The sequence below is a fragment of the Lacunimicrobium album genome (assembly GCF_052161635.1).
GTDB lineage: Bacteria > Planctomycetota > Planctomycetia > Planctomycetales > Planctomycetaceae > SXPC01.
On sequence record NZ_CP197413.1, the window covers coordinates 1,292,601 to 1,318,600 of the forward strand.

20 protein-coding genes are annotated in these 26,000 nt (G+C 54.1%); 6 read left to right on the forward strand and 14 right to left on the reverse strand.

Translation table 11 applies throughout. The annotated features are described in order from the left end of the window. Positions 1–211 precede the first annotated feature (211 nt). The 3 genes from SH248x_RS05120 to SH248x_RS05130 form a co-directional block, all read right to left on the reverse strand. On the reverse strand, positions 212–2,956 hold the full coding sequence (locus tag SH248x_RS05120) for a Gldg family protein (protein WP_459557441.1): 2,745 nt from the start codon (positions 2,954–2,956) through the stop codon (positions 212–214). A gap of 139 nt (positions 2,957–3,095) precedes the next feature. Next, positions 3,096–3,869, reverse strand: coding sequence for an ABC transporter ATP-binding protein (locus SH248x_RS05125; protein WP_459558582.1), 774 nt, complete (start codon positions 3,867–3,869; stop codon positions 3,096–3,098). Between the two features lie 521 nt (positions 3,870–4,390). Next, positions 4,391–7,066 (reverse strand): SurA N-terminal domain-containing protein, encoded by a 2,676-nt coding sequence (locus SH248x_RS05130; protein WP_459557442.1) that lies wholly within the window; start codon positions 7,064–7,066, stop codon positions 4,391–4,393. 354 nt (positions 7,067–7,420) lie between these two features. Here SH248x_RS05130 and topA point away from each other — a divergent pair, with 354 nt between their 5' ends. After that, on the forward strand, positions 7,421–10,180 hold the full coding sequence (gene topA, locus SH248x_RS05135; protein WP_459557443.1) for a type I DNA topoisomerase: 2,760 nt from the start codon (positions 7,421–7,423) through the stop codon (positions 10,178–10,180). Between the two features lie 93 nt (positions 10,181–10,273). Here the strand turns inward: topA and SH248x_RS05140 are convergent, their stop codons facing one another. After that, positions 10,274–11,413 carry a hypothetical protein gene (locus SH248x_RS05140; RefSeq protein WP_459557444.1) on the reverse strand — a complete coding sequence of 380 codons (1,140 nt, stop codon included), beginning with the start codon at positions 11,411–11,413 and terminating at the stop codon, positions 10,274–10,276. Continuing rightward, positions 11,410–12,702, reverse strand: coding sequence for a hypothetical protein (locus SH248x_RS05145; RefSeq protein WP_459557445.1), 1,293 nt, complete (start codon positions 12,700–12,702; stop codon positions 11,410–11,412). Before SH248x_RS05145 ends, SH248x_RS05140 begins: the two co-directional genes overlap by 4 nt. A gap of 394 nt (positions 12,703–13,096) precedes the next feature. Between SH248x_RS05145 and SH248x_RS05150 the strand changes: the two genes are divergently transcribed. Beyond that, complete coding sequence (locus SH248x_RS05150) at positions 13,097–14,422, forward strand: DUF4832 domain-containing protein (RefSeq protein ID WP_459557446.1); 1,326 nt, start codon at positions 13,097–13,099, stop codon at positions 14,420–14,422. A gap of 578 nt (positions 14,423–15,000) precedes the next feature. Here SH248x_RS05150 and SH248x_RS05155 read toward each other — a convergent pair. The 8 genes from SH248x_RS05155 to SH248x_RS05190 all read right to left on the reverse strand — a co-directional run bounded on the left by SH248x_RS05155 (position 15,001) and on the right by SH248x_RS05190 (position 22,350). Then, positions 15,001–16,107, reverse strand: a complete 1,107-nt coding sequence (locus tag SH248x_RS05155; RefSeq protein WP_459557447.1) for a thioredoxin family protein — start codon at positions 16,105–16,107, stop codon at positions 15,001–15,003. A 95-nt stretch (positions 16,108–16,202) separates the two neighbouring features. Beyond that, positions 16,203–16,655 (reverse strand): hypothetical protein, encoded by a 453-nt coding sequence (locus tag SH248x_RS05160; protein ID WP_459557448.1) that lies wholly within the window; start codon positions 16,653–16,655, stop codon positions 16,203–16,205. Continuing rightward, on the reverse strand, positions 16,656–17,627 hold the full coding sequence (locus SH248x_RS05165; RefSeq protein ID WP_459557449.1) for a DUF1559 family PulG-like putative transporter: 972 nt from the start codon (positions 17,625–17,627) through the stop codon (positions 16,656–16,658). It abuts the gene before it with no gap. 395 nt (positions 17,628–18,022) lie between these two features. Continuing rightward, a complete protein-coding gene (locus SH248x_RS05170; RefSeq protein ID WP_459557450.1) occupies positions 18,023–18,976 on the reverse strand; it encodes a helix-turn-helix domain-containing protein in 954 nt (317 codons plus the stop codon). Positions 18,977–19,100: 124 nt separating this feature from the next. Continuing rightward, entirely contained in the window at positions 19,101–20,021 is a 921-nt protein-coding gene (bla, locus tag SH248x_RS05175; RefSeq protein WP_459557451.1) for an MBL fold metallo-hydrolase, read from the reverse strand. Between the two features lie 294 nt (positions 20,022–20,315). Further along, positions 20,316–20,798 carry a hypothetical protein gene (locus SH248x_RS05180; protein ID WP_459557452.1) on the reverse strand — a complete coding sequence of 161 codons (483 nt, stop codon included), beginning with the start codon at positions 20,796–20,798 and terminating at the stop codon, positions 20,316–20,318. A gap of 130 nt (positions 20,799–20,928) precedes the next feature. Further along, on the reverse strand, positions 20,929–21,591 hold the full coding sequence (locus tag SH248x_RS05185; RefSeq protein WP_459557453.1) for a 3-keto-disaccharide hydrolase: 663 nt from the start codon (positions 21,589–21,591) through the stop codon (positions 20,929–20,931). Between the two features lie 243 nt (positions 21,592–21,834). Beyond that, positions 21,835–22,350, reverse strand: a complete 516-nt coding sequence (locus tag SH248x_RS05190; protein ID WP_459557454.1) for a hypothetical protein — start codon at positions 22,348–22,350, stop codon at positions 21,835–21,837. A 241-nt stretch (positions 22,351–22,591) separates the two neighbouring features. Between SH248x_RS05190 and SH248x_RS05195 the strand changes: the two genes are divergently transcribed. The 4 genes from SH248x_RS05195 (at position 22,592) to SH248x_RS05210 (ending at position 25,328) form a co-directional block, all read left to right on the forward strand. Beyond that, positions 22,592–22,954 (forward strand): SpoIIAA family protein, encoded by a 363-nt coding sequence (locus tag SH248x_RS05195; RefSeq protein WP_459557455.1) that lies wholly within the window; start codon positions 22,592–22,594, stop codon positions 22,952–22,954. A gap of 23 nt (positions 22,955–22,977) precedes the next feature. Next, complete coding sequence (locus tag SH248x_RS05200; protein WP_459557456.1) at positions 22,978–23,508, forward strand: DinB family protein; 531 nt, start codon at positions 22,978–22,980, stop codon at positions 23,506–23,508. Next, a complete protein-coding gene (locus SH248x_RS05205; RefSeq protein ID WP_459557457.1) occupies positions 23,505–24,230 on the forward strand; it encodes an LssY C-terminal domain-containing protein in 726 nt (241 codons plus the stop codon). Before SH248x_RS05200 ends, SH248x_RS05205 begins: the two co-directional genes overlap by 4 nt. A gap of 141 nt (positions 24,231–24,371) precedes the next feature. Further along, positions 24,372–25,328 (forward strand): sugar phosphate isomerase/epimerase family protein, encoded by a 957-nt coding sequence (locus SH248x_RS05210; RefSeq protein WP_459557458.1) that lies wholly within the window; start codon positions 24,372–24,374, stop codon positions 25,326–25,328. A gap of 36 nt (positions 25,329–25,364) precedes the next feature. On the opposite strand, the gene SH248x_RS05215 is transcribed toward SH248x_RS05210, so the two are convergent. Beyond that, positions 25,365–25,856: an MgtC/SapB family protein gene (locus SH248x_RS05215; RefSeq protein ID WP_459557459.1), complete on the reverse strand. Its 492-nt coding sequence runs from the start codon at positions 25,854–25,856 to the stop codon at positions 25,365–25,367. Positions 25,857–26,000 lie beyond the last annotated feature (144 nt).

Consider the following 26,000-nt stretch of genomic DNA (forward strand, 5'->3'; position numbering starts at 1 on the left):
TGAGGGAATCGCGCCAACAAGCCCACTTTAAATTCAACGTACACTCGAGGGCAGTATGCCACCCCATTCTCGTCCCTTCTCCCTTGAGGAGAGCGGCCTTGTGTCCCTTCTCCCTTGAGGGGAGAAGGTGCCCGAAGGGCGGATGAGGATGGGGCCTAGGCACTGATAGACTCCCAATGAATCATAAGGCGTCTGACAGAGTCTCCCTCTCTTACCCCTTAACCAACCGATCCCGACTCACCGCCTGATTCTCTTTGATCCGGCGCGTGATCCACACCCCTAATCCGAGCACAATCGCAGGAATCGGCGGGAACAGAATCGACAGGAATCGAATCCGCCCCTTGAGGGCCCGTATCTTACGCTCCGACTCGGATTTAATTTTCTCCACCTGCTCATCCGCTTCACGATCAATCTCGGCCTTCGCGACATCGAGACGACGTTGTTCGGTCTCCTGCAGGTTCAAGGTCATCTGCATCTTGGTCTGCTCATCCAGCGACTTGTCCTCTTCGATCTTCTTGCGTTTCTCATCAAAGATCTGCTGTCGCTTCTTGAGCTCTTCTTCAGCTTCTTCGAAGGACGTGGTCGCGCGTTCTTCGCGGTCTTTGAGATACTGATTCGACAACTGCTCAACCAGCGTCAACGTCCTCGCCTTCGAACGTCGCTTGCGCAACTTCAGGAAGTCCGTATTCCCCGCCAGTTCATCGACACAGTTCAAAGTGAAGATGATGTTATCGAGCTTCAGATCCGCCTGCTGCGTACTCGTCAGCTGGAAGACCGCATCGGAAATCATATCCATATCCGCGACATAAACCGCATTGATCTTCTTGGCTTTCTCATCCACGCCTTCTTTCGACTTCACACGCACGCCGATGATGTGAGCATACTTGTCCGTCTTGATCTTGCGACGATTCGGCGCCAGCTGTGGACCAAACATCCCATTGCTGGAAACCATGTCTTTAAAGTTCACCAGCCCCGAGTTCGCAGCTCCCGTGCGGAACAGCGTTGTGAACTCCAGCGTCTCACTTTGTCGCGGTCGAATGCTCCCCGACAAAGACAACAGCAACTCCTGCAGACCATCGGTGATTTCACTATTTGGATTAAACGGCCCATCTGCCTCGGCAGGCTGCTTGGCGATGAAGGTATACATCCCGGGAACCTGTCGAATGAAGTCCGTAAACTTCGGATGGTTATGCTCCAGGTCAAAAACGAGTTGGTCGTTCTTCCATTCAATCTCCAGGGCATTGACCAGTGACGTCGCTTCCCCCCCATCCGCTTTCGCTTCCGGCGGCGGACTCCCGCCACCAAACATCCCCCCCTGGTTCTGACTCGGCTTCGGCAGCGAAGCCGCATACTGAATCCCCAGCGTGAACGGCAGCGGGTCATCAAAGATGAGCACAGGATGCCCGGATCGCACATACTCAACGAAGTTGTCCATCTGTGGCTGCGTCAGACTCGAAGGCATGACCGCCATCACAACATCGTATTTCTTGTCCGGAATCGGCTCATCGGCCGAGACTTCTTCGACCGTATACTGCTTCTTCAGTTCCTTCACGATCTGCCACTCAGGCAGCGATCGGAATGAACTCATATCGAACCCGCCAATGACCTGCGCATCCGTTTTCAAAATCCCGACCTTCAGTCGAGACGTCCTCGACACTGTTCGGATCGAACGTGTCAGTTCATACTCCGGCGAGATCCCGAACTCGAAGAACGGAATGATGACTTCATCCAGCCCGCTCGTCACCACCGCTCCCATGAAGACATTCTCTCGCATGAATAAGCCATCGCGCTCAGACTGCACTTCCCTTGGCAGAATCCCAAAGTAACGTGCCTCATCCGCCGCCTCGCTGAACGGCTCGACATCCACAATCCGCACCTGCAGCTTGCTGCCCCCCAACTGGTCATACTGCTTGAGCAGCCCGCCCAGGTGCTTCCTCAGCGAAACATACTGCTGAGGAACTTCCGGCGACAGAAATGCCTGAATCGTTACCGGCTGCTTTGGATCGATCTCTTTGATCAATTTGCTCGTGATCGAAGACAGGCTGTAAACATGCTCCGACGTCAGGTCAATGCGTCGGTTCATCCCTGAAGCAATCATGTTGATCGAGAGAATAATCAGCACCAGCGCGACGGCGCGCGTCGTGTAATGCATTACCTTGCTGCCACTCTTCTCACCACCGGCCCAGTGACGTCGTCCAATGACAACCAGGTTCAGGTACAAAAAGAAGACCGTGATCATCAGGAAGTAAAAGACTCCCTCGAGAGGAATCATCCCCAGGTTGAAGTCCGACAGATACGCACCGATCGTCGCGTTCGACAGAAACCCCTGCTCCGACATCAGCCACTTCGTATCGACCGGCAGCCCCATCAGGTCCACCAGGTAAACCAGAATCCCCGCGAGGCTGAAAAAGATATCCGACAGAAAAATCGGCACCGCACAAATCGCAGCCCCCAGCACAAACGCCACCGTCGCATTCGATGTCAGCGACGAGGCAAACATCCCCGCTGCCAACAGACACGCCCCGGCCAGCCAGTAACCGGCATAAGTCGCCGCGACGACCCCAGGATCCGGATTCCCGATCGTAAACAACACCCACACGTGCGACAAAGAAAACAGCAGCGCGATCGTGTAAACCGCCAGCACGGCAAGATACTTGCCAATCAAAACCTGCAGATCGCTCCCCGGCAGCGTGAACAGCAACTCGTCCGTTCCCTGCTTATGCTCATCAGCCCACGTTCCCATCGTGATCGCAGGAATCAGGAACAGCAGCAGGTAAGGATACCAGTACGTCAGCTGATCAAAGTTCGCGAGGTTGTTCGCAAAAAACTGGGGCGAAAACGCAAAGAACGCCCCCGACACCACAAACACCACGATGAACAGATACCCGATCAGCCCCGAGAAATAACTTCTCAGGTTCCGCTGAAACACCGCCAGGACAAATCCACTCGATGACATCTCTCGTGTCCTCTATCGATCTATCAACAAGCCATTCGGCTTGGAATATATTTTATTCGTTGAAGATAACTCTGTATTCGCAGGGAGCAGGTGAGGCTCCGCGAACCGCACCCATTGGACTGACAATGCGAGAAAGGCCCTACGCCTTCGCCCCACCCGTCAGCTGTGAGAACTTCTGCTCGAGTTCCATGACCGAGCCACTCAGCGCGCTCACCGGTCCATCCAGAATCACTCGACCCGAGTTGATCATGATGACCCGACTGGCCACCGCCTGCACTTCATACAGAATGTGCGTCGACAGCAGAATCGTTTTCGTCTGCCCCAGCTTGCGAATCAACTCGCGCGCCTGCAGTGTCTGGTTCGGATCAAGACCACTCGAAGGCTCATCGAGAATCAGAACCTGTGGATCATGCAGAATCGCCTGCGCCATGCCGACCCGTTGACGATACCCCTTCGACAGCTTGCTGATCGCCTTCTCCCACACTCCCGTGAGGGCACACTGATCAGCCACATAAGCCATCCGGTCTTTCAGGCTGGAGGAATCCATCCCGCGAGCCGCCCCGCAATACGCCAGGAACGACCGAGGTGTCATCTCACCATACAGCGGTCCATTCTCCGGCAGATACCCCAGCAGTCGAGCCGCTTCCAGTCGGTTTGTCGACATATCAAAGCCGCCGATCATCGCCCGTCCGTGTGTCGGCGTCAGAAAGCCCGTGAGCATTTTCATCGTCGTCGACTTCCCCGCACCGTTGGGCCCGAGAAATGCGACGACTTCCCCCTTGGGAACCGTGAATGTGACATCCTTGGTCGCGACAAACTCGCCATAGAATTTCGAGAGATGATCTGCTTCGATCATCGCTGAGCCAGCTGTCCCGCCAGGACCAGACGATGCTGCCTTTGGACTCTCAGTCATCGTGCTCATCGTGGATCTGTTCTCCTTGAGATCTCGTCAGGTTGTCATTCCGCACTCACGACAGCCATTTGGCCACCGGAGCGCCAATGTGGTTCGATCACTCATCGATCGCATCTGTCAGGCCCATCCAGCATCCCGCTGAACAAACCCCGCACACATTCGCTGCACATGGTCTAACATCGTCCAGCCAACGATTCAAGCGATCATGTCCGATATACCAAGACATCATAGCTCCCTTCTCCCCCCGGGAGAAGGTGGCCGAAGGCCGGATGAGGGAATCGCGCCAGCAATCTCCCAATAAACAAACGGAACGATCGAGGGCAGCTCACCACCCCATTCCGACATCCCCTCCCAAAACAAGGCAACGCCCCATCTCGTCCCTTCTCCCTTGAGGGGAGCGGCATTCTGTCCCTTCTCCCTTGAGGGGAGAAGGTGCCCGAAGGGCGGATGAGGGTGGGGCCTAGGCACTCACCAACATCCCTACTCATCATTCGCATGAGGCAAGCTTCCCCATACCCGCACTACGCATCCGGATCACTATCGAGCGCCGGCTCCACAAACTGAACGTCATACTTCTTCAGCAGAAGATCCTTCCAGTCCGCATTCGCCTGCTGTTGATCATAGCTCATCAGCTCACGCGTCGGTGTTCCACCACCTCCGCCCGCACCACCAAACAACACAGACTTCGATCCCAGCAGATTCTCTCGAATGCTCGAATCAACGTCGCGGAAGACAACCTTCGTGACATAATAAATCGACTTATCCCGGTTCGGAGCCACGCCAGCTTCCCCGGCATTGATCTTCTCGAACACAACCTTCATGAAGTCCTCACCAGCACCGCCAGTGATCTCCGGCAGGTTGGTACGAGTCAGTGGCTGCTGAGATCCCATCAGGTCCGTCGGAGCAGCCGTTGATCGCGAGTACCACGAAAACGAACCCGTCCCCGTGACGACCAGCTGAGGCGTCTTGTCCGTTCCATCTTCCGTCTGACCGGCGATGACTTCCGTCAACGGCTGGTCCTTCTTCTCAGAGATCAGCTTGACGATCTCCTCGGCTCGCTTCTCAGCCAGCTTACGGGCTTCAAACGATTTCCAGGTCTTCGTCACGAGCTCTTTAATCCCAGCATCAGTAAAGGCCGGAACGTGGGTTTTCTTGTAAGCCGTCTTCCACAGGAGGAATCGATTCTGACTGTCTGGATCGACGGCATCATAAGGCTGGAAGAACTGCTCGTCACTGGAGAAGACCATCTCTGGCACGGTCTCGGCTTCGTAACGGGCCAGCGGATTATCAATCGGCTGAATCGCCTGTCCGATCGGATGATCTTCCGAAGTGCTCAGCTCCTGGAACGAAACCCAGCCCGTTTCTGCAAATCGCAGATTGTTCTTGGCAGCGTATTCCTTCACCTTCTTCGTGATCTGCTCAGGAGTCAGTCGATCAGGGTTCCCTTCTGACAGCAACTGGGTCCCGGCCAGATCAGACAGCACACCACGAGCAGCCGACGCAGCGGCCTGCATCTTCGCCAGCGTCCGCTCACGCAGCAATTGTGACTTGATGTCGGCCTTCAGGTCATCATCCAGCGGACGATATTCCGGCATCTTTTCGACAGGCTGATCACCTTCAGCTGGAGCTGCACCAGGCCCTTCTGGCATCGGCGGAGCCGCCGGAATCACAGGAGCAACTGGAGTCTGCTCGGTCGACGCAGCAGGGGCAGGCGTCGTTTCTGTCTTCAGTGCTTCCGTCGCTGGAGGCGTCTGCACAGGCGTCGCAGCGGGTTTCTCAGTCGTCGCAGCAGGAGCAGCTTGCTCTTCCTGGAAGCTGACCAGTTGAATCATCGTCGAAGGCTGACCAACACTCGATTGCGGCTGACCTTCTGGCTTCGTTTCCGTCGCAGGAGCTGGCTCAGTCGCAGGAGCAGGTTCAGTGACCGGTGAAGTCGCAGGAACGGCTGCAGGCTCAGTAACAGCCGCTGGCGTCGACGGAACAACACCACTCGCAGCAGGAACAGACAAAACATCCGAGCTCGTCAAAGGCTCACTCAGTGTGGCACTCGTCATCGGCTGACTCAGCGTGCTGCTGTTCAGCGGCGAGGTCGCATCATCCAGGCCCGGGAAGGTCATCTCATCGATCTTCAACTCTTCCGGGAAGACTTCGTTTTTGTATTTCTCTTTATTCGCTTCGTAATACTTAGTGACTTCCTCATCCGTCACTTCGCCAGCAAGCTTCTCGAAAGTCGCATAGTCGGCTTCCAGATAAGCCACGAATGCCCGGTCCGGCTGCTTGAAGCCAATGCTTCCCTCTGCTTTCTCGTTCGGATAGACCGTCTTGTGCTCTTCGAAGAACTTCTTCAGTTCCGCCTCACCAGGCGCCTTGACCTTGTCGACAAACGAAGACACCGCAATCGGAATCACATCCAGACTCTCGCGCAGTTCCGTCTTCGTATAAGAACTCCACATTTGCTCTGGAGTCGGATCAGCCTTGGGGCGGAAAATCATCAGCGCCTGTCGAGCCATCAGCTCTTCGCGAAGAATGTCGTACAACTGCAGATCGGTGACACGCAGCCCTCGCAGAATTTCCGCAAAGTCCTTACTCGATAGTGACTGACGAGTCACTTGATTGATGTAATCGGTGACCAGTTCATTGCTGACGATCATCCCGGCATCACGAGCTTCTTTACGCAGGACCTCTCCAAACACAACATCCTTCTCGATCGTCTCCAGGCCGAACCCGAAGCTCGAACTTCGGATCATCTGCATGATGAATCCCTGGAACATCGGATTGCTCGCCATCTGCATCATCTGCGGATTGGATTGCATGAACGCCTGCTGAATGAACGTGTTGGCAATCGTCCGACGGGTGATCATCCCTTGAACATCCTGGCCCGTCAGATCGCCACCCTTCATGATGACAATCGCTTCCCCGGCTTTGGCATCATCACTGAAGAATGATCCCACAAATGTTCCCAAGACTGCTCCCAGGATCGCAGCAGGCCATTGGTATTGGGACCCGCGAGTCGCCAGCCCCAAAAGAATCCCCCCCAACAGCAACCCCATGGCCATCGGGAAATACTTTAGCATCGTCTCGTTATTTCCCTGGTCAGCAATCGTGCCCAGAACAACGAATGAAAACATCGCCAAAATGGTCAACCAGACCATCATGACCTTCTGGTTCTGACGGAAAAACTCAAATGGAGACGACATGCATTCCTCGTGGTCGTATGAATGATTTTTCAGTCACTGGCTTGACAGCCGGGAGACCGATGGTTTATGGATTTCAAGCCGTTGGTCTTTTGGCTCTCACTTCTTATATGGCATCCGACCGCAACTCGGGAATGTCACATGGAGGTGTTTTTCAGGCCTTTTGATCAAAAATAACCTTTATCCGATTCCCGACGAAATGAAAAGCCCGACGCCAAGGCTTCTTACGTCCCAGGTCACTTCGCCCGGGACGCCGCCCCGTCCCATCTCGCGTCGAAAACTGCATCGCCAATCTGACATCTAAGCCGCGCAGGCCACTCTGACCTGCCACCTACGACCGAACGGAAACCCCCACTCGTGGCCGCTAAACTCAAAGCCCTCGTCATCGTCGAGTCTCCTGCCAAAGCCAAGAAAATTGGCGAATTCCTCGGCAAAGACTACGCCGTTCGTGCTTCCCTCGGCCACGTCCGTGACCTCCCCGCCAAAGCCGCCGAAGTCCCCGCTGCCTTCAAGAAAGAGTCCTGGTCCTCCCTGGGCGTCAACGTTAATCAGGACTTCGAACCCCTGTACGTCATCTCCCCCGAAAAGAAAAAGGTCATCACCGAACTCAAAGACCTTCTCAAGGACGCAGCCGAACTCATCGTCGCGACAGACGAAGACCGCGAAGGCGAATCCATCGGCTGGCACCTCGTCGACATCCTCAAACCCAAAGTCCCCATCAAGCGGATGGTCTTCTCCGAAATCACCAAGTCCGCCATCCTCGACGCCCTCAAAAACACCCGCACCATCGACGCCAACCTCGTCGAAGCCCAGGAAACACGACGCATCGTCGACCGCCTCTACGGCTACACCCTCTCCCCCCTCCTCTGGAAGAAAATCGCCCGCGGCCTCTCCGCAGGCCGAGTCCAGTCCGTCGCCGTCCGCGTCCTCGTCCAACGCGAACTCGAACGCATGGCCTTCCGCTCCGGCTCCTACTGGGACCTAAAAGCCGATCTCTCCCCTTCCACTCCGGGTGCCACTGGCTCCGCCAGTGCTTCTTCGCCGGGTGCCACTGGCTCCGCCAGTGTTCCCACGTTTTCAGCCACCATGGTCGCCCTCGACGGCAAACGACTCGCCTCCGGCAAAGACTTCGACGAATCCACCGGCCAACTCAAACCAAACTCCGACGTCATCCTCCTCAACGAAAAACAAGCCCGCGACCTCCACACCCGCCTCTTCCCTCAGGGTGCCACTGGCTCTGCCAGTGCCTCTTCTTCCGGCCAGTCCCCGGGTGCCACTGCCTCCCCCTCCGACCAGCGCCTAGCGCCTAACGCCCAGCGCCTATTCACCATCTCCGACATCGAAGAAAAAGAACAATTCCGCAAACCCCCCGCCCCCTTCATCACCTCGACCCTCCAACAGGAAGCCAACCGAAAATTCGGCCTCTCCTCCCGTCAAACCATGCAGGTCGCCCAACGCCTCTATGAAGATGGTTACATCACTTACATGCGTACCGACTCCGTCAACCTCTCGACCGAAGCCCTCAACGCCGCCCGCAAGAAAATCACCACTCTCTACGGCGATACCTACCTCCACGCCGGCGGCCCCCGTCAATACACCAGCAAAGCCAAGAACGCACAGGAAGCTCACGAAGCCATCCGCCCCGCCGGCACCGAGATGAAAACCGTCGAAGAACACGGCCTCTCCGGCGAACAGGCCCGCCTCTACGGCCTCATCTGGAAACGCACCATGGCCTCCCAGATGGCCGATGCGAAACTCCGCTTCCAGACCGTGACGATCAAAGCGGACAACGCTGACTTCCGCGCCACCGGCCGCCGCGTCGAATTCCCCGGCTTCTTCCGCGCCTACGTCGAAGGGGTCGATGATCCCGAAGCCGCCATCGAAGACCAGGACGAAAACCTCCCGCCACTGACCAACGGCCAGAAACTGACCTGCGTCACTCTCGAACCAATCGCCCACGAAACCAAGCCCCCCGCCCGCTACACCGAAGCCTCCCTCACCGGAAAACTCGAAGCCGAAGGCGTCGGCCGCCCATCGACCTACGCGAGCATCATCAGCACCATTCAGGACCGCGGCTACGTCCGTAAAGACAAAAACCAGCTCATCCCGACCTTCACCGCCCTCGCCGTCACCAAGCTCCTCGAGAAGAACTTCCCCCAACTCGTCGACCTCGCCTTCACCGCCGAGATGGAACAATCCCTCGACGACATCTCCACCGGCAACGCACAACGTCTCCCCTACCTGCGCCACTTCTACTCCGAACCAGAAGTCGGCCTCGAACCACAAGTCAAAGCCAAAGAAGAAGGCATCGACCCCCGAGAAGCCTGCACCCTGCAGCTCAACGGCATCACTCCCGCCGTCCGCGTCGGTAAGTTCGGCCCCTACCTCGAACGCATCGTCGAAGGCGAAACCCAAACCGCCTCCCTCCCCGATTCCATCTCCCCCGCCGACATCAACGACGTGATGGCCGAGGAGCTTTTTCAACTCAAGGCCCAGGGCCCCAAGGCGCTGGGGATGCACCCTGAAGACGGCGTCCCGATCTACGTCAAGACAGGCCCGTTCGGCCCATACCTCGAAGTCGGCCAGCAAAACCCCGACGACGCAGACGCCCCCAAACCCAAACGCGTCTCCGTCCCCAAAAACATCTCCCCCACCGAAATCACCCTCGACACCGCCCTCAAACTCCTCGAACTCCCTAAGCGCTTAGGCATGCACCCCGAAGACGGCAAAGTCGTCAACGCCGGCATCGGCCGCTTCGGACCCTACGTCCAACACTCCGGCAAATACGCCTCCCTGGGCAAAGAGGACGACATCCTCCAAATGACCATGGACCGCGCCGTCGAACTCCTCGCCGCCAAAAAAACCAAAGCCGCCCCCACCGCCCTCAAAGAACTCGGCGACCACCCCGAAGGCGGCAAAGTCGCCATCTTCGAAGGCCGGTATGGGCCTTACATCAAACACGGCAAAACCAACGCCACACTGCCCAAAGACACAGACCTGAATAGCGTCACCCTGCAGGATGCGATTCCGCTGCTGGCCGCGAGAGCGACGAAGGGGGGGAAGAAAGCCCCAGCCAAAAAAGCGACGAAGAAAGCAGCAAAAAAGTCGAAGTCATAATTAGTGATATGGAAATGCAGCGAGACTCTTAAAATGACTAAAGTGTTGACATTTAACACAAATTCCACTTCACTTTGTTTATATTGCAAATCCTTAACTGGTAAGCGGCAGCTTCAACTGTTTAGCTGATTCTCCATGCAATATTTCTGATTGTCTTCTAGCAAAAATTGAAACTAGAAACTCTACCGTTTCTGCGGGGAAGTCTGATGAGCGAGCAAAATATCGCACGACTAGCATACAGATCTTTAACATGAGAAGGTCGCCTGTTGTACTATCTGCAACAACCGGCCTGCCAAGCATCAAATCAAAAGCAGCGGAGCGAATAAGCAACGGAATACGGAAGGCGATCTTTGGATGCTCAAGTATCGACCGAACAAGATGTACGAAATCTGGCCAACGTGGTAAAGCTAGTCCATTTGAATCAAATTCAGCCTTTCCTTTAGCTTTGAGTAAATCTCCACGAAGGCGAGAAATGAATTCATACTGCTCATTTCCACCCCAGATTATCACCTTTAGAGCATTTTCTAATTCATTTTCAGTTTCGGGCTGAATATATTGATTGAAAATTCTTCCGGTACAAGCCGATAGTGCGACTGCAAAAACAGCAGCGCCTTCGAGAGCTAGCACCAAGTGCTCAATTTTTCGAGGATCAACCTCCTTTCCGATCGACTTACCATGTCCCAGTATTCCTCGTAAGATTAATGTGAACTCTCTTTGGTTCCATGCATCTCTGGAGACATACGAAACAAATCCTTGAAGTCTCGGATATCTCTTGGGTAATTCCATAAGACTGAGATATTCCGCGGCTCCAAACGGAAAAGTGGAACTTCCCGTAGGAAATACGAGTGCGGAGTCATATTTTTGGAATTCGCTTTCATCGAGCAAAATTATTCCTAAGCGACTTGCGAAAAGCTTGTGGTCTGCTTCGATCTCATTACCTTTGTTTCGTTGAAGCACGATGAAGCCAGCCGTCGCATTAAAATGATCCATTAGTCCTTTTAACCACAACACACGATTCGCAGGTGACTGCCCTTTTAGCGTCTTGCAATCGCCTAAGACAAATTCCCACTTCAGATCTACGCTTGGACGGATGGCTAATACGTCAACGTCTGTTATAAGCTTCCGATTGCCGTGTTGACCTTCGCCGCAGAATACTGGTACTTCGGGGACGGCAAAAGCTCCCTGCGAGGATAGATGCCGGAATAATAAGTCTTTTTGTAGAGCGTCTTTCACCGCGCACCTCGAAGTAAGAATTCATCAATTGCACTCAGGGTCTCCTCGTCTACAGAAATCGTTGTCGACTCGACCAGACGCTTTCGCCCAATCAGCGATTCAACATACGATTCTCCTTGACGCATAGCGAGAATAATATCTCCATCACCTTCTGGCGCCATTTGCTCACCGCTAACAATAGAAATCGCGAGATCCACTGCCTCTCGATTTTCCTCGTTGTCTATCAACTCAAAACGATACATGTTCCCGCTTTCACAAATTAAGCGGCCAACTCTAAGCGCAGTGAGTTGGCGATATTGCTCGACTGCTTCAGAATTTGCTCGTAGGTATTTCCGGTCTCTTAATGCTGCCAAGAGCCTTTGCGGAGAGCGAATGCGGTAAGCGTTAGGAAGCAACTGACCTTGACGAACTGCAGCGACAAGTGCCATTGCGGCTTCATAAAGGGGCCTTTTGAATACCGGCAACCTTGTCGGCCCTGGCCGTGGTCCGAACAGGAAATGTGTCATACCGGCGTGCGTGGTCTGTATAGCAGGGGGAGGACAGAATCCCTCTCCAGCCAAAATCTGGAGGATACGCAGGTCGTTATCATCAAGCGTGGTTTCGCCAATCCGTCGGTCACGAAGAATTAGCTCTAACGGCCAGCCTTGAAAGGTCTTGAGTAGATCCAACAGTCGTCGGACCTTTGTGGCTCCATTGCCAGCAACTAAATCCGCATATGCTTGGCTATTTTCAGAAAAGTATGTTGGAGAGAGAATAATGTCTCGCCCTCTTGCTCTCTTTATTGAGAGAAATGCGCTTTCTTGTCCGATCGTGAGAACGCGATCGATCAGGCGACGTTCCGCACCTGATTGGTAAACGGAGTCTTTGGAGACCGGCGATTGCGAGAGTTTACTTGCAAGATCAATCACCAACTGCTCATGTTCTGTGAAACTCGCAGTACCTGACACCTCTCCTAGCTGCTGGAAAAGCCGCCCATAAAATGGGATGTCGGGGATGACCGTCTTGATTGTATTACCTTCGGTTACCAATTGTACAAATTCAGCCTCTGCCAGCCGTTCAAGAACTGGTCGAACGGCTGGCGTCGGGAAATCCAAAAGATAGACGGCAACAGCTTTAACAATGTCATATGTAGCTGCAGGCACACCTCTCAGGTGAAGAGCAAGTCGGGCTGCCATACCCAAGAGCTGTATATTCTCAAATTCGACGACCGTATTTCTTTCCAAGCAAACAGCCAGATCATGTGCACGAACGGCCGTTTCCTGTGAGGATGTGCTAAGTGGTTCTGCCATTGATGCCCACCAGAAATATGGACGGTTCACTAGACGTCGCCACTAAATGTGACAATTATCTTACTGTGACTTAACTTTGACATTCTAGCACATGACGAAGTTCGTGGCGAATACCGCAATTTCTTAACGTTTAACGGAAATGAACTTTCTCAAAAAAACGCCGCTTAGCGTGATGGCCTGCTTCCAAATCCCATACTCAAGACTTTATGTGAGCATGCCTGAACCGCAATAACCTTTCGCCGCCTCACGCCCCCAGAACACGCTTTCTCAAAGCCGTCACCATTCCACGCCGCCACTCGAAAGTCCCCCATTCGACAAACCCGTCGACGACAACTACCCTTAACGGCCCGTAGATACCCAAACGCCCAAATCATCCCCCCGCTGGAACCCGTCAATGCGACACAGTTCGCTCATCGCAATCGCTTCCGCCGTCTTGCTCCTGCTGGTCGAAACCGTCAACCTTCACGCCGAAGATCTTGTCGTCAAACCAGCACCGGCACCGGGCCCAATCGACAATCCCCTCAAAGGATGGTGCCCCTACGTCAACGCCGGGGAGATTCGCCAGCCCTATTCGATGGTGTATCTGTATGTGCCCTGGAGCGAGCTTGAGCCGACGTCGGGCGAGTATCGCTTTGACGAATGGGAGAAGTCGTGGAACGTGGATGAGGCGCAGGGCAAGCACATCATCTTTCGGGTCTACATTGACTACCCATCACTGCCGTCCGGATTGCCTGATTGGCTGCGGAAAGAAGGTGTCAAGGAAACGCCCTACAAAGATCATGGCGGAGGACGTTCGCCCGACTACAACGATCCCAAAATGCTCGACGCAATGGAGCGGCTCATCGAAGCTCTCGGCAAACGATACAACCATCACCCGCGCATCGCCTTCATCCAACTGGGCCTACTCGGCTTTTGGGGCGAGTGGCATACCTGGCCACGCGAGGAGATGTATGCGACCGCTGAAACAGAACGACGCATCATCGACGCCTACCACACTGCATTTCCCGACAAATCCCTGATGGTTCGCTACGCGCGTGACCACGCCGGTCAACAGGCATGGATCGGATTTCACGATGACATGTTCCCCGAGGATACCGACAACGGCGAAGACTGGGGCTTCCTGTCAGGACTGCGATCAACCGGCCGAGTGAACAACTGGAAAACCAGTGTCGTCGGCGGTGAGATGGTCCCCGGCAAAGCCAGACAATGGCTCGGCAAGGACTACGACACCACACTCACCATGCTGGAGCGAGCCCATTTCACCTGGATCGGCCCCTACTGCCCAGCATTGGAACGATCAGGTAACGATCAGTTCCTGGAACGCAGCCAGGCCCTCGTCAGAAAAATGGGCTACGAATTTCAACTCACCGAACTGCGACATCCATCATCGTCAACAGCCAACGACTCCATCGAGATCTCCCTCAAAGGCCAAAACACCGGCGTCGCCCCTTTCTACTACCCCTGGTCCGTCGAATTCGCCTTACTCGACGAGACAGGCAAAGTCGTCACCACACACAAGACCAACTGGGACGTCCGAAACTGGCAACCCGGCGAGTTCAACGAATCCGCCACGCTGACATTCAACGTGAAACCCGGAACCTACCAACTGGCATTCGGCATCCGAGACCCGTGGCCGAACCGCCCTGCGATCAAGTTTGCGAATCAACTGACAGTAATTGAGGGTTGGTCCATCCTCTCAAACATAGAGATCACCCAATGATCCCAACGAAAGACAACATCCCACCCAAACATCATTAGCATCCCCGCCTCCCCTCTCTCCATCCTTCAATTCTCTTCTCCCACCCCCCGACTTAATAAACTGACTGTCTGCTTTCTCCCCAACATTTTCCCCTTGAACCCCCATTTCCCAAACAGCAAACTAAACCCCACAAACAAACCAGACGAGAAGTCGACCGTGCACAGTCGTCTTCTCCCTGTCTTTCCTAACGCCTAGCGCCTAATACCTAACGCCTATCCCCCCGGAGTCCCCATGCCCGTGACTCTCCATATTCAAGCCCAACCTGCGCATCAAACCCCAAGGCGACGCTGGACCCCGTAAGCATTCAGGAGGAAAAGCAACGGAAGGCATGGAAGTACAAGCCGAACCAAGCCCGAGCAGCAAGAACGCCAGTCGGAGGCTCCAGTAGGCATCACCTTTAACCAACTAACCTGCAAGCAGTCCAAACCAAGAAGATGACTCCGGGGATTTTTTCAATGCCAACAATGAAAACAAAAAAGGACACCTGAAATCACTCAGGCGTCCTCGGTTGAATATCACTCATCGAATCCGAATTCACTCTACTGCTGCATCCGTATCATCGGAACCCCGGTCGGCTCGCCGCGTTCCTTGATCGTGGCAATGCGTTGTTTCAGCATGTTCATCATGGCTTTATCGCGTGGTTGTGATTCCTCAGAATTGATGATCTCATCTGCGAGGGCGATCGCGTCGTCGTAACGCTTGATGTCCGATAGATAGCGAGCCTTGATGCTGACCACCAGACTTTTGCGAGTCGGGCGATCTTTGACTTCTTCTGCCAGCTGATCAAGAAACGCAAGGACATCCTCAGGGGCTTTCGCGTCACTGCGAGCCTGCATGTACTTGCGCCCGAAATCAGAGACGAATCGCTCGTCTTCGAGTTGAAGTTCGAGTTCCCCGAGACGCGAGGCCCACGCGGTTGAGACGTCATCATTGACACCTTTACTCTTTTCCACCAGTCGCTTGATCTGTTCCAGCCAGCCGAATTTCAATTGATCGGAGGGGACCGTATGCAGCAGCTCGTTGAGCTGTCCGACATCCTCAATCTCACACACGGACTTCCCATCTTTCACCACAGCAATCTCATCGCCTGCGGAGGTGACCTCATCGAATGTGGTCCAGAATGCATCCTTCTCGCGAAACCCCACAATTCGCCCGTAGGTCATCAGGTCAACATCAGCCACACAAATAGTCGGAAACCCGCCAATCCCCAGTGCCGATTTCAGTTTGTCGTTCTGAGCTTTGAGTTCCTCCGACATATCGGAGTTGCGAGGAAAATCCAGAACGACGGGGACGTAATGCTCGGCAATGCGATCAGCCGCGTCCGGCTGCAGGAGGACAGCTTTTTCCAGTTTGATGCAGTAGGTGCACCAGTCAGACCCAGTGAAAAACAGGAGAAGATCCTTCCCCGAATTTTTCGCCTCGAGTTGAGCAGCCGCCAGATCGCTGGTCCAGGCAACGTGCTTGACCTCCGGCGGGACCGGCTTGGCATCGTCAGGAGATTCGACCTTCGCTTCTGGCGGAACTTCCGTCTGAGCGGGCAAATAAGCAGGTGACACCGACATCGCGACGACCATCGCGATCGTGCAGCTACGCTTCAACAGGGTTGACACTATGGAAGCAGAAACGGGCAGAGAAATATTCTTCATGAAAAACTCTTGCTAAGGTAGGAAGGGAGACGTTTGAAAGTAGGAACGGGAGCAATCAAGCCGGAGGGTATCGATCGAGTTCATGACGTCCTGTCTCAGTCTGGCTTTTTGATGCGTTCAGCAGGCACTGAAAGCTGGACATCTTTGAGCTCGACTTTGGGAAGCTCGTTTTTGCCTCGTTTGATAGTCACCGTCATATAAGGATTCTCAGGATCTGCATACGCTTCGTTCAGACGATCGGGCATGTTGGTCAGCGGATTCATGGGCCAGCGAACGCTCCAGGCATACTCACCTTCAGGAGCACCGTCGCCCGGTTCGTAGGTCGTCATCACATACGAACCATCGGATTGAACCAGAGCCCAGCAGTCGGACTTCCGGGTATCGATCTGCTCACCAATCTTGATCAGTTTGACGATGGCATTTTCCGGGACTTTCCCATTGACGGTGATCTCGCCACGAGTCGGATAGGTCCTCGCCATCCAACCATTGCTACCGCATCCCACCGACATCAAGACGAGAAGGAACGACAGCACGATACGGTTTTCCATTTAAAACTCTCCCGTCAGGTCACCAGTGTCGGAGGTCACGATGCTGACAATGGTGGCATAGTCAACATTGTCACCAAGGAAACGAACGCCCCCGTCAGCAAGCGCCATTTGAATCCCGCCCTGGTGAAAGGAGTAAGGGGCACCGTGCATGTTGGTCGTGTTGAGAACGCCTCCAGTGTAGAGGGCAATGCCCGGCGGGATTCCTGTTGGATTCGCTGCATTGGGGATCAAGCTGTATCGCAGGAATTCTCCGAAGAGCGACTGCGACGCCGCGTCTGGACAGGTCCAGGCTTCTCCGCGAGTCCCCCAGACCGACCCCATCGCGGGCAGGGTGGTCGCCATTTCATTCTTATAGACACGCCAGCGACTTCGACCGGCACATTCGTAGAACAGCATCGTATTCGAGAGGCCATCTGTCACTTTGGCAAAGCTCTGCCACTCATGGGGGCGCGTTGTATTGTAAAACGCAGTCGATAAGAAGGGGCCAGGAGGAGCAGGACCTGTAGAATAGGGTTTCACGGCCGTTGTGAACGAGTAATCTGATGGCATGAAGCCGGTGTAAGTCGCATTGGTGCTGGTGATCGGATCACCGCCGTTGGGAGTCGATGGGCAGATAAGAACCCGTGGCATCTTATCCTTCATGACCGCGTTATTCGCGTGTGACCAGAATTGGTTCTGGTCATAGAGATCGTACGTGGCAGAGGCCTCGACGAAAGGCAGAAGCGAAACCATGGGCGAGGCATGTTTATAGGCAGCAATCGTCGATGCCCAGCCGCCAGAATGAGGGGTCTTGTTGTACGTGTCATGATAATTATGAACGGCCAGGGCGATCTGCTTGAGGTTGTTCTTGCACGTCGAACGCCTGGCTGCCTCTCGGGCTTGCTGAACCGCCGGAAGCAAGATCGCAACTAGCACTGCTATAATTGCGATCACAACTAATAGTTCGATCAATGTAAACCCGTTTCGACGCATGAGTGCTCCCACTAGTATTTTGAACAACAATTCAATCTGATCCCTCAGAACCGAATCACACACGCATTCACGATGATTCATTCCGTCAGCTGCCCAATGAGCAACAATGACGCATGAGGTCATGCTGACTGACAAATGGCAAAGAGGATGCCAGCCAGCGCCGGTCGTCTACCACGATCTCCCTGGATATTCCAGGCAAGGTAGCGCGCAAGCTGTGTGGGCAAAGCGAGTTACGACACAAGAAGAGATCGATTTACCGCGAGTCCTGAAGCAAACACGACTACGACGATGCAAAAAAAGAGAATAATCGGCGCCTGCGACTCTTGGAAACGCTCAGACGCCTGATGAATTCACGGGCAACCTGCACAGAATCTGGGGCATCCATCACATCGGACTTACGACGGTCGATACCGACGAAACGCCGCCGGCGTGATCCCATAGACCTGACGAAATTCGCGAGCCAGGTGGGACTGATCACAAAACCCGCACTGCTGGGCAATCTCCAGGACAGTGAGGTCTTTTGATTCGATAGCCAGCAAATCTTTTGCCCGCTGAAGTCTAAGTTTCATCAGATACTGTTTGGGAGATTCTCCCGTCGTTTGTCGAAAACGACGTACAAAATAACTTCGGCTCACCGATGCCTGCTGAGCCAATTCATCCAGGCTTAAGTCTTCGGTGAAGCGGGCATTCATCAACTCAATCACACGAGACAAGCTCAGACGAGACAATCGATCCTCTTCAGCAGCCTGCGGCGTCTGCTGCTGAGCAATCTCCGACAGGCGGTGCAGGATACGATCCTGAAGATGTTCTTTGATCATCCGCTGTCCGGTGCGGACCGGCTGGCGGAAATGATAGATCAACTGCTTCATCAGAATCTGCAGCGTCTCGTCTCGAAACGACTTTGAAAGCAGCGGTTCCGGTGAGGCTGAATGTGATGGACTGGCCGATCGAAAGTAGTCATAGACAACGTCTTTTCGGACGTAAATCATGCTCGAATGATAAGGCCCAATGCCTTTACAGGTCCGAACAGACTCTTCATCCCCAAAGACAAAGCTCCCCGGCTCGCTCGGGCGAAGATACTTACCCGCGCCAAAATCGGCTTCCAGGAAATAGCGTGTATCGCAGTCATCTAACAGAGACAAAAAGAAATAGTCTCGGCGTCCTCCGTCGTGAAAAGCCTCTGACAGAAGGATCTCGGCGTATTCCCAGGGGCTATGAGGATCGACATGATACTCGACGGCGAGCACTCGATCGCGATGCCATCCGGGCGACTCTCGAAATATCTTACACGACTCGATCCGCGATGTCAGTGATTGACGAAGTCGCAGAAATTTGGCCAGGTTGTCCATGCAAAGCCCCTTCAAACCAAGACTATCCGACGATTTCCGATTCTACAATCCCCTTCTTCGAGATTGCTGGTTTCCCACGGCATTGTCGTGCCACAGCGATCAAATAAGGCGAGACCGTCTTCACCTATTTCTGCAGCAGCTGGTCACTCTTCAGGCGCTTTTCGAAGATTCGCTTCTCCCCCGCCACCCAGCGTCGATATCCGTCAGGATCGACCCACGCTCGGGCTCCTGCTTTCTTCGCACGGGCGAGTCGTTCGCGGAATCCATGCAATTCGTTGGTGTAGTGCAGCCAGATGTCTGGCGTTTGTTTCTCCAGGATCTCGAATGTGCGTCGATAGTCCTCCGTGATTCCTTCATACGATGGCTGCGACACCAGCTGAACGCCCGGGTTGATGGTTGTCCCGTTGGGGAAGAGGACGCGATACGTCTTCCCGCTATCAGTCACGGTCATGGCGTAGGTCGTCGCGCCGTGAGTGTGGCCGCCAGTGCGTAAGACTTGCACAGACAGATCCCCCAGGGTAATGACTTCTTCGTCCTCAAGCACGCGATCAACGTCCGACGCGTCGAATCGAAATTCTTTAATTCCGCCGTAGAGAAAGTCTTTCGAGCCGCCTGATTCGAACAACTCCTGTTCTTCTTTCACGAACGCAATCTTCGCCCCTGTCAGCTTCTTCAGGTACGCATGCCCGCCGACATGACTGCTATGCGCATGCCCCGCGAGCAGCACTTTTAACTGACCCGGATCAAACCCCAGCTTGCGTATCGAAGCCTCAAGCATCGGCCCCGACCCTGGCATCCCCGTATTGATCAGCATGTCCCCGTCGGTCCCATGCAACAGAAACGCCCCGAGCCCCCTGGTCCCGACAAAGTAAATCGGCCCAACAATATGAAACGGCTCCGCTGCTTCGTCCCAGTGATAAACCGTCCTCGCCCGCTTGAGCATCTCAATGGCCTGGGCAGGATTCACAGGTGGCGCAGCCAAGCATGCGTCCATCGCGAGTGAGTAAATGATCGCCAGGATGAGAGTGAATACTTGTTTCAACATGACACAAGGTTTAGCTCATCGCGATTAGATCCGTCCATCGCGATTTACTTAGACGCAGTCTTCTAATTCCTTGTAGGGTGCTGGTGAGGCTTTGCGAACCGCACCAATTGTGCGAATGAATGTCGTTCTGGTGCGGTTCGAAGACTCACCAGCACCCTACATTTCGCGCAAAACATCAATTAGAAGACTCGCTCTTAGACTGCCATGGAGCTACGCATGACAGGGCATGTCAGTGCAGCAAAAATCAACACGCGTCATTGATCACGACAGGTCGCTGCTGTTGACTCAGCCATATCAATCAGCAGTCGCAGCCATCGCGTCTAATTGACTCGGGCTGATCCCCATGAAGCCAACCATGATTCCGTGCTTGCGAAAGCGTTTGATGGCGAGATAATTCAAAGCGAACAGAATCCCGAGGGTTAAAATGGGTATAAAAGATACAAATACACAGAGGATGGCAGCGAGTGTTGGTAGCAAGACATTAGCGAGCAAAAATGTGGCAGTAAAAAACCAGAATAAGCTGGCACCAAAGACGATGATGGTCGCAATCATGCCCGTGAGAAGAACAGCAGTCATCGGATTCTCTCGCGGCATTCTGATAAAGGCAGGGATGATAAAGTTCATCAATATCAAGGAAGATGCGCAAAGCAAAAATGAGAACAACATTTGTCGCTGGCGGCTTGCCAATCTCTTTAAGTCAGGCGATGCGTTCTTGCCGCCCGACTCGAAGCTTTGTTCTTCCGGAAGTTCGAGTGGCTTATAGGGATTGTCGTGCATGGGTGATATTCTCAACTGCGTCGCGAGAACGAAAAGGATTCATGATCATGGGATTATTTAAGCGCTGTGTCTATCAATAAAAAAGGCTGGCAGGACGCCAGCCTCGCTTCATTCCCAAGATACAGTTTCCTTACTTCGATGGCAGCTCTTTAATTCGCAAGTTGCGGAACTCAACCTTATCGCCGTGTCCTAAAAATCCGATGTGACCAGTCACTCGATCAAGTCCCGGATGTTTCTGGCCGTCCATGGAGGGTTTGTTGCGAAGTTCCTCCAGGTCAACATTCAGAATTTCGGTGCCATTCAGGACAACCTTGATCATGTTGCCATCGACCGTGACTTCCTCTTCGTTCCATTCGCCGACCGGTTTGAGAAAACCACGCTTGGCCGGGGCAAGACCATACAGCGAGCCGTGGCTTTGGTAAGGCTTGATGTCCTTGTACATTTCGTGAGTGTCATCAAGGATCTGAAGTTCAAAACCTTCGTAGGCGGCATTTCCCGTGGAGGGGGCGCGAATACCCAGACCATTGTTGGCGCCGGGAGGGAGTTTGAATTCAAACCTGAGAACGAAGTTCGGATATTCCTTTTCGGTGAAGAGGTTGCCGCCACCCGCATTAGGATCGCAGACGATGCTTCCGCTCTCCACTTTGTAGCCTTTGGTGTTTCCGATCCAACCGGTCAGATCCTGGCCGTTGAAGATCGAGACGAACCCTGCCTCCGGCTCAGCAGCGGCAGCGAGTGTATTCAGCCCGACGAACATCAAGCCGAGAATCAGCGAGGCGAATGATGATTTCATAGAAAGTTCTCCTGTAGCAAAAGATGGATGTCGGGCGATTGTTCCGCGTACCGACCCGCGTCGATTTCAGCCCACTATTTTAGAGGATCATGGAAGCCCTGTTGATGTGACTTTGAAGCGGAAACACGAACCAACCCACGATTATTCTCTAGACGAAAGCCAATGATTTCACGAGATGATATTCTCATTGCGCCGGGAAACGATGTGCGACTTGTGCGACGTCTGATCTTAGTCTTCCACGTCTCAATTGCGGTAGAAATCGATCCACTGCAATTGAAGCTCCGATTCGTCGGGTTTCAGTAAGGGGGCAGGGAGGACGATTTCAAAGTAGGACTCCTGAGAAAGCGGGATGGTTGCTTTCTTCGGGATGATGGTGATCGGCGAGTAAAGTTCATGGTCTGGCTTGAGCGCTGTTTCTTTCGAATCTTCCAGTAACGTGACCATCGATTCCTGTTGCCCGTGACTGGAGACGGACCATGACAGACGGGTTGAGGGTGTGGTGATTTTGAATGACTCCAGCCCGGAGAGATGAATTCTCAACGTGATCTGGCTGGGCCATTTTTCGCCGAGGCGCTTGAGGACGGCTTTTCCAATCCCGCGTTCACTGTGGAGGGTGACGAGGACGCGGTCCTGTTCTTTGGTGATGACGATTTTGCCATCGTCGGGGGAGAGGATCGCATCAAGCTCGCGGGGTTCTTCCGCGCAGGAGATGTTCGCGCTACAGACGAAGAGGAAGATGATGGCGAGGATTCGGGACATGTGCTTTGGCCTGATTCAGAAGGAGAATATCGAACAGCCTCTATTCTTTTCAGACGCGCGATTTGGGGAAAGATCACTTGTTTCGACTTGGCGTCGAATTTTCAAACAGACAGAATGAGTGTGACAAGTCGGTAAGTTCATTTCGGGATGTTCATTGATCACCTGCTGGATTTCGTGAAGCGATCTGTCTACTGTGGTGGAATGCTCACGATGGGTTTCTATTTCTAAGAGGACTGACAAGATGATCGAGCGATTGACCAGTTCGGATGACCGTGTTCTGGCGTTTAAGCTATCAGGCAAACTGCATGACGAAGATTACAAGACCTTCGTCCCGCTGATCGATGAGTCGATTGCAGCACATGGCAAAACCCGTGTTCTGGCGGTCTTTCATGAGTTCAGCGGCTGGGACGTCGCGGCGTTGTGGGATGATATCAAGTTCTCGACGACACATTGTACGAAGATCGAGCGGCTGGCGCTGGTTGGCGAGTCGACCTGGGAGAAGTACATGGCGTCGGTCTGCAAGCCATTCACGATGGCGACGATCAAGTACTTCGATGTGTCGGAACTGGACGCTGCCTGGGCGTGGGTGACTTCGGACGCTTAATGTCTGGAAAAGGGAGCGAGAGTATGTCGGTCGAGGTGATCAGTCGCCTGCATCAGCATCGGATGTGGGTGATGGGGAATCTGCTCCAGGCGTGTGAACTGCTGACTGAGGAGCAGTTGAAGCAGCCGTTTGAAATCGGGCAGGGGACTGTGTGGAAATCGCTGACCCACATGCACGGTGCAGAGTATGTCTGGCTGGAAGCTTTGAGCGGGAATCCGAAAGGGTTGTGTCCTGGAGACCTCGCAGGAAAGTTGACCGGCAATCAGGAAGGCGAGAATCCGATTCGTTCGATCGGTGAACTCCGTGAGCGGTGTTCGGCGCTGGATGAAGAATGGACGCGCTATCTGGAGACATTGACGGAGGAGAAGCTGTTGGAGACGATCCATCGTCAATCGATACAGGGGTTGATGGGAACCACTGCCAGAGATGTCCTGCTGCATGTCTGCACGCACGCCCATTTCACGTCGGCCCAGGCCATTAATATGCTTCGACAGCTGGGAGTCTCGCCATTGCCAGACTCGATGCTCATCACGATGGCACGGCAGGGATTATGAGCGAAGAGCAAGTCAAGAAAAAACGACGCATCCATGAGATAGCCATCAAGTACTTTGTTGTGCTGCTGGTCGTCTATTTCGTGATCGCGTATTGGACGCTGCCGCTGATCTGGGAAGGGTATGCGCATTATCATCCGGACTTCACGAATCATCCTCGGGTGACATCGACTCATGATGGCCATCCCGGAGACCCGTTGAATGTCGCGTTGATCGGTGAGGATCAACTGCTCGTGACGACCATGCAGAAAGCGGGTTGGTATGTGGCGAATCGACTGGGGATTCGAGCGGACCTCCGGATCGCTGCGGATACGGTCCTGGACCGTCCGTATGATGCGGCGCCGGTCAGTGATCTTTTTCTTTATGGCCGGAAGCAGGACATTGCGTTTGAAATGCCAGTGGGGTCGAGTCCCAGACAGCGGCATCACGTCAGGTTCTGGAAGATGGATCAGGCAGATCCAGACCATGGGCCGGTATGGATCGGGTCAGCGACGTTTGATACGCATGTCGGGCTCAGTCACACGACCGGACAGATCACGCATCATATTGGCGAAGATATCGATACAGAACGAGATCATGTGATCGAGTCACTGAAGGCGATCAATGCGGTGTCGTTCTTTGATGTCGTGACCGGGTTTCAATCGGAACGGACCGGCAAGAACGGCGGGGGTGATCCCTGGAAGACGGATGGCGATCTCGATCTGGCGGTGCTCGCGTCGCCGTGATGTTGGAAGGTGAGCGACTGATATTTCACCGTTTTGGAAGATACGAAAATGGGCGTGCAAAGTCTCTCCGAATGAGCCGACTGTCGGGTATACTGAAACAATCCTGCTCGCTGCTTTTGATATGGAACATGGAGTCTGAATATGAGCGAACTGTCTCGACGTCACTTTCTTTCCGCGACGGCTGTTGGTCTGGGTGGATTGGCTGCGGCTGCTTCTGGTGCATCGAGTGTGAACGCCAGCCAGGCTGACGCAACAGTGACAAAACGCAGACAACGCTTCGCGGTTTCGACGTATTCGTTCTGGCAGTTTCAGCATGAAGATTATCGCGATATCGAGAAGTGCATCGACATTGCGGGCGAGCTGGGATTCGATGGGGTCGAGATTCTCCATCGTCAGATGACGAGTGAAGACAACGGGTACCTGCAGCAGTTGAAGAAGCGAGCCTTTATCAATGGGCTGGATCTGTGTGGCTTCTCAACTCACCAGGGCTTTTTGAATCCGGACCCAGCGGTCAGGCAGAAGAATGTCGATCATACGATTCACTGCATTGAAATGGCCTACGCACTGGGGATTCCGACGCTTCGCGTGAATACCGGAACATGGGGGACGAGCAAGGATTTCGATGACCTGATGGCGAATAAGGGGATTGAACCTGTTCGCGAAGGTTGCACCGAAGAGCAGGGCTTTCAGTGGGTCAACGAGGGGCTGTCTGCCTGTCTGCCGACCGCGGAGAAATGTGGCGTGCTATTGGGGCTGGAGAATCACTGGGGCTTGGGGCGGACTTCGGCTGGGGTCATGAAGGTCGTCAATGAGATCAAGTCCCCCTGGTTGCGAGTGACGATGGATACCGGGAACTTCCTGGAGAATTCAATTCCTCAACTCGAAGAACTGGCACCGCATGCGGTCCTGGTGCAGGCGAAGACGTACTTCGGCGGCGGACGATGGTATACGCTTGAGATTGATTATCCGAAGGTCGCGCAGATTCTTGCCGCGAATCATTACAAGGGGTATGTGTCGCTGGAGTTTGAAGGGAATGCGGAGCCCAGAGAGGGCGTCGAGAAGTCGCTGGCGATGTTGAAAGAGGCGTTCAAGGCGTAGTGCGGAGAGTACCAAGAACGGTCCGCACAGCGGACCCTACGGGGGGTTGGGCTTTGATTGTCCTCTGGTTTTGAAAACGTGTTTTTCGAGATATCGTTCGAGCGCGCCAAAGACGTAGAGGACGATCAGGACGCTGACGATGGAGACGAATGCAAGTTTTAACTGGCCGATGCCGCAGACCATGCCGAGGGCTGCGGTGACCCAGATGGTGGTGGCGGTGGTGATGCCTTCAACATCGCCGCGACGCTGCATAATCGCTCCTGCACCGAGGAAGCCGATGCCGCCGATGAGTCCTCCGATGACCCGCATCAAGTCGAGCTGGATGACCGATTGTTTGCCATTGAGGAGTTTGTCGTGGTCGTTGGCGAATTCGAGTGAGGAGAGGACGAAAATCGTTGCACCGAGGGAGACGAGCATGTGCGTCTTAATCCCGGCGGGTTTGTTTTTGCGTTCGCGCTCGATGCCGACGACGAAGCCTGCAGCCATAGAAAGGCCGATGCGGATGGCGTAGTCGGTGAGGGTGAGCATGGGGAGGCTTTACTGGATTGGGGGCAATGTTTGATTCGCGGAAATCCCTCATCCGTCAGCACAGTGTTTACTAAACACCTGAGGTGTTGTGCTGACACCTTCTCCCCGGGGGAGAAGGGACAGAGTTAGGGAAGCTACGCAGGA

What these genes read in the sequence shown, in the direction of transcription:
- SH248x_RS05190 (WP_459557454.1), bottom strand. Translation starts at nt 22,350, where the DNA reads ATGTCCCGAATCCTCGCCATCATCTTCCTCTTCGTCTGTAGCGCGAAC.
- SH248x_RS05170 (WP_459557450.1), bottom strand. Translation starts at nt 18,976, where the DNA reads ATGGACAACCTGGCCAAATTTCTGCGACTTCGTCAATCACTGACATCG.
- SH248x_RS05145 (WP_459557445.1), bottom strand. Translation starts at nt 12,702, where the DNA reads ATGGCAGAACCACTTAGCACATCCTCACAGGAAACGGCCGTTCGTGCA.
- SH248x_RS05185 (WP_459557453.1), bottom strand. Translation starts at nt 21,591, where the DNA reads ATGAAATCATCATTCGCCTCGCTGATTCTCGGCTTGATGTTCGTCGGG.
- SH248x_RS05180 (WP_459557452.1), bottom strand. Translation starts at nt 20,798, where the DNA reads ATGCACGACAATCCCTATAAGCCACTCGAACTTCCGGAAGAACAAAGC.
- SH248x_RS05120 (WP_459557441.1), bottom strand. Translation starts at nt 2,956, where the DNA reads ATGTCATCGAGTGGATTTGTCCTGGCGGTGTTTCAGCGGAACCTGAGA.
- SH248x_RS05215 (WP_459557459.1), bottom strand. Translation starts at nt 25,856, where the DNA reads ATGCTCACCCTCACCGACTACGCCATCCGCATCGGCCTTTCTATGGCT.
- SH248x_RS05205 (WP_459557457.1), top strand. Translation starts at nt 23,505, where the DNA reads ATGAGCGAAGAGCAAGTCAAGAAAAAACGACGCATCCATGAGATAGCC.
- SH248x_RS05160 (WP_459557448.1), bottom strand. Translation starts at nt 16,655, where the DNA reads ATGGAAAACCGTATCGTGCTGTCGTTCCTTCTCGTCTTGATGTCGGTG.
- SH248x_RS05165 (WP_459557449.1), bottom strand. Translation starts at nt 17,627, where the DNA reads ATGCGTCGAAACGGGTTTACATTGATCGAACTATTAGTTGTGATCGCA.
- bla (WP_459557451.1), bottom strand. Translation starts at nt 20,021, where the DNA reads ATGTTGAAACAAGTATTCACTCTCATCCTGGCGATCATTTACTCACTC.
- SH248x_RS05130 (WP_459557442.1), bottom strand. Translation starts at nt 7,066, where the DNA reads ATGTCGTCTCCATTTGAGTTTTTCCGTCAGAACCAGAAGGTCATGATG.
- SH248x_RS05195 (WP_459557455.1), top strand. Translation starts at nt 22,592, where the DNA reads ATGATCGAGCGATTGACCAGTTCGGATGACCGTGTTCTGGCGTTTAAG.
- SH248x_RS05150 (WP_459557446.1), top strand. Translation starts at nt 13,097, where the DNA reads ATGCGACACAGTTCGCTCATCGCAATCGCTTCCGCCGTCTTGCTCCTG.
- SH248x_RS05125 (WP_459558582.1), bottom strand. Translation starts at nt 3,869, where the DNA reads ATGACTGAGAGTCCAAAGGCAGCATCGTCTGGTCCTGGCGGGACAGCT.
- SH248x_RS05200 (WP_459557456.1), top strand. Translation starts at nt 22,978, where the DNA reads ATGTCGGTCGAGGTGATCAGTCGCCTGCATCAGCATCGGATGTGGGTG.
- SH248x_RS05210 (WP_459557458.1), top strand. Translation starts at nt 24,372, where the DNA reads ATGAGCGAACTGTCTCGACGTCACTTTCTTTCCGCGACGGCTGTTGGT.
- SH248x_RS05155 (WP_459557447.1), bottom strand. Translation starts at nt 16,107, where the DNA reads ATGAAGAATATTTCTCTGCCCGTTTCTGCTTCCATAGTGTCAACCCTG.